This is a genomic window from Phormidium sp. CCY1219 (assembly GCF_035615515.1).
In the GTDB taxonomy this organism is placed as follows: Bacteria; Cyanobacteriota; Cyanobacteriia; order Cyanobacteriales; family Laspinemataceae; genus CCY1219.
Genome location: NZ_JAJENT010000252.1, coordinates 1 through 3642, shown reverse-complemented (window position 1 = coordinate 3642; position 3642 = coordinate 1). Strand labels below are relative to the sequence as shown.

Genomic DNA, 3642 nt, shown 5'->3' with positions numbered 1-3642 from the left:
TCCGGTGTTACTGGGTCTATATTAGCGAGTAACTTTCGGTTTGAGTTGCCAAACTGGCAAGTTTGTTTCGGCGATTTTAGTGGGGCTGAACGAGGGAAAATCTTTTATTTATTAAACAAATGATAGTTGCAAAAACCGCATTTTTTAATAAAATGCCGGATAGCGATCGCGCCCAGGGACAAGGCACTACCCCGTTCTGAATCTCGGTAGATGACCCGTCGCTGGAACCAGGATTAAGACTCAGTTTAGCTGACAATTGATAGAAAAATCGTCGTCCAAAGCCCAGGGAAAGGAGCGACCAAATAAAAACCTGCCTAATTTGAGAAAAATTAGACAGCCAGAAAAAATTAATTTAAGAGAGGTTTGTTATCGAGAGAGGGAAAATAACCCCTAGCAATCGGCCAAAAATAAAGAACAACTAAGACCCTTACCAATACCGGATCGAGTGGGAGTCGAGAGAGCAATTACAATTGACATAGGCTCCATAACCGCCGCGTACATTTTTCTGGTGTACGTCCACCGCTTCTAGATAGGGAATATCTTTAATCCGGGATTGGGAGCTGGGTTGGCGATTCTCCGAGCACTCATCCGGTTTGCGGTTTTCATTTTCTTGGCGTTCTTTGCGGTGTTGCTTCATCAATCGGTTGTAAGTCCGATAAGGAATGTAGTGGAGGGGATTGTATCCTCCAACGCGCAGAATGAGGACGCAAGCCCAAGAATATTTGCCGGCCAAGATAGCATCCACAATCAGATCGAATTGTTCTTGAGTCATTACCTTGTCCAGTTTGCTCGTAGCAGGTACGTGATAATTCATGTTGATGTCTCCTGGGTATGGTATGGTATAGGAAATAATGACAGTTTAGAAATTGATTCCACCTTCTTTGAGCTGCCGGATCGGATCTAAAAACAGATCGGCAATGCGGCGATCGCGAATAATGATATCTGCATTGGCAGTTTGTCCCGGCTTGAAGTAAATTTTTTCTCCATTTTCGATAACATAATTCCGTTCTAAAGTAATTTCAGTTTTGTAAACCATGCCCAATTTTTCATCGACCTCGGCATCGGGAGAAACCGAAGTCACTTTACCGGAGATGATGCCGTATTCCTGATAAGGATAGGCATCAAACTTCACCTGAACCTCCATATCGGTTTTGATAAAACCGGCTTCCCGATTAGGCACCCGGGCGGAAAGAACCAGGGGTGCATTTTCCGGAGCAATTTCGGCAATCGTTGCCCCCGGTTGAAGCACTTCGCCGGTGTTACTGACTTCCAGAGAAAGCACCATCCCATCAACCGGTGCATAGAGAAAGCGTTCTTTTAACTTGGTTTTGGCACTTTCGAGGCGATTTTTAGTGTCAGAAATTCTGCCTTCGAGTTCAGAGATTTCGAGTTGCAGGCGATCGCCTTGCTGCTGTGATTCGAGCTGAGCGCTTTCCGCTTCGGCGAGCTTTTGCTGTAGTTGTGCTTGCAATCGATTTAATTCAGCGTTAGCTTGTGCGAGCTTTCCGCGAGTGTCGGTAATTTTTTCGCGCTGGGCCTGTAGGGAACGCTCCGCTTCAAATAAACGTTCCCGAGCCAGAGTTGCCTCAGAAATTTGCGATCGCAGCAGAGCATGTTGCCGATCGCGCAGAGCTTGCTGAGCCTCAAACACCTGTTCCCGCGCCCGAGTCGTCTCAGAAATTTGCGATCGCAGCAGAACCGTTTGCCGATCGCGCAGAGCTTGCTGAGCCTCAAACACTTGTTCCCGCGCCCGAGTCTTGTCTGCCATTTGCGCTCTGAGCAGAGCATTTTCGCGATCGCGCAGAGCTTGCTGTGCTTGAAACAACCGCTCTTGCGATACCGCACCTTCTTCCACCAACGGCTTTAACCGAGCGATGCGCTCCTTTTGTGCCTCCACATCTACTGTTAACTGCTCGATGAGCTGTTGGGTTTGTTCCTGCATAGGTGCGACAATTTCCTGTCGTTGGTGCTGAGCCTGTACATCCGCTTCTAATTGGGCAATCAGCGCCTCAGTTTTCTCTTGCAGCGGCTCGACAATCTCACCCCGTTCCTTCTGTGCGGCTACATCTGCCTCTAGTTGCTCCATCAACTCTTGCGCTTGCTGTGCCAGGGGTTGGAGCCGATCGCGCCGGGTTTGGAGTGCCACTTCATCCGCTTGCAATTGTGCCAGAATTTCCGTAGTCGTGGATACAGTTTGTTCCGCTTGAGCGATCGCCACTTGCTGCGCCTCGATCTCCGCCTGAGAGATCGCCGCCTGAGTTTTAGCCGACAACCGAATTTGTTCGCTCAAATTCTGCTTTTGCGCCAACTGCATTTGGGCAATTGCCAATTGTTCTTCCAGACGCTGAACTTCTGTAGCTTCCAGGTCCGTTTCCAATTCAGCGATCGGCGTTCCCTTTTTCACCCGATCCCCTTCTTCCACGGCGATTTTCGCCACCTTACCCATGTTCGCGGAATGGACTTGATATACATTTCCTTGCGGTACCAGTTCCCCGTGAGCGTGACTCACCTCATTAATCCGACCGAACCACGCCCAGGCACCAAACGCCACACAAAACACCATTCCGCCCAAGAGGACCTGACGTCCAAAAGCGGCGGGGGGTTTTTCCAGCAAGCTATGGACGCAAGGAGACCACAGGGACTCATTCTCATCCGGTGCCGAGGGGGCCTCAGAGTCCGAGACAGAGGGTACAACCCCACGCCGAGGGTTCGCGGAAGTGGCCACACCGCCATAGATAGAAGCCGCCCTATCCCACAGGTTCATGTCACGGCGATCGCGCGAGGGAGGTTCCCGGTGCAATAGATGAGGATCCCGGGAGGAGTTTTGCTGACTCCATAGGGTTTCCTTTTCAACACTGGAATCACCAGTTTCGGTCTTGAAAGTCATAACTCGATTTTCCTTGGGCGAGTAGTTCCCTCAAACGGTGATGTTCAAAACTCGAGATCCGTTGTGGTGTGTCTGGGTAAGCCAGGGGTGGTTTCGCTAGGGTTTCAGCCTCCTCCTCTAAGTAGAAACACTGAAATTGCAGAGAGTCGATAATAAATTTTGGGAAAGCCAACGGTACCGAGCTTCGGTAAACACTTACGTGGACATACTAACCTAAGCTATCATGTCTGTTTGCCAAATTGGCAATTTTGTTACCAACTTTATCGTTTTTTTACAAAACTCGGTAAAATTCCCCCTAATTTGTCAGTTTTTTAAAGATTTGGTAAAGCAGGCCACTACGGTCATACCGTATTTTCACGGTATATGATGAGGGGGTGAGACCCCCAATTTAGGCAAAAATGGGGCAAAGGCAAAAAGATGCGGAAGCCATGAGAAGGGTTTTGCCCCAGGATCCAGCCCTTACCCCAGTTTGGAAAATCCACTTAAAGGTCGAGCTGTTGCTGCGCCAGGTGATAGTACAATCCTCCCAGATTCATCAGTTCCGCATGGGAGCCTTGCTCCACCAACAGACCGCGATCGAGCACCAAAATACAGTCTGCATTTCGCACCGTAGAAAGACGGTGGGCGATGATAAACGTGGTGCGATCGCGACGAATCCGCTCCAGATTTTGCTGGAACCGACGTTCCGACTCGGTATCCAGAGAACTGGTCGCCTCATCCAAAATTAAAATCTGCGGATTGCCCAACAACGCCCG

2 protein-coding genes and 1 pseudogene are annotated in these 3642 nt (G+C 49.5%); all 3 read right to left on the bottom strand.

Going from position 1 to position 3642, the window contains the following annotated elements:
• Positions 1–427: 427 nt before the first annotated feature.
• Positions 428–814, bottom strand: coding sequence for a HetP family heterocyst commitment protein (locus LKK83_RS02780; RefSeq protein ID WP_324629286.1), 387 nt, complete (start codon positions 812–814; stop codon positions 428–430).
• A gap of 45 nt (positions 815–859) precedes the next feature.
• Positions 860–2887 carry an HlyD family efflux transporter periplasmic adaptor subunit gene (locus LKK83_RS02775; RefSeq protein WP_324629285.1) on the bottom strand — a complete coding sequence of 676 codons (2028 nt, stop codon included), beginning with the start codon at positions 2885–2887 and terminating at the stop codon, positions 860–862.
• Positions 2888–3369: 482 nt separating this feature from the next.
• Positions 3370–3642, bottom strand: a pseudogene (locus LKK83_RS02770) (multidrug ABC transporter permease); the annotation flags it as partial.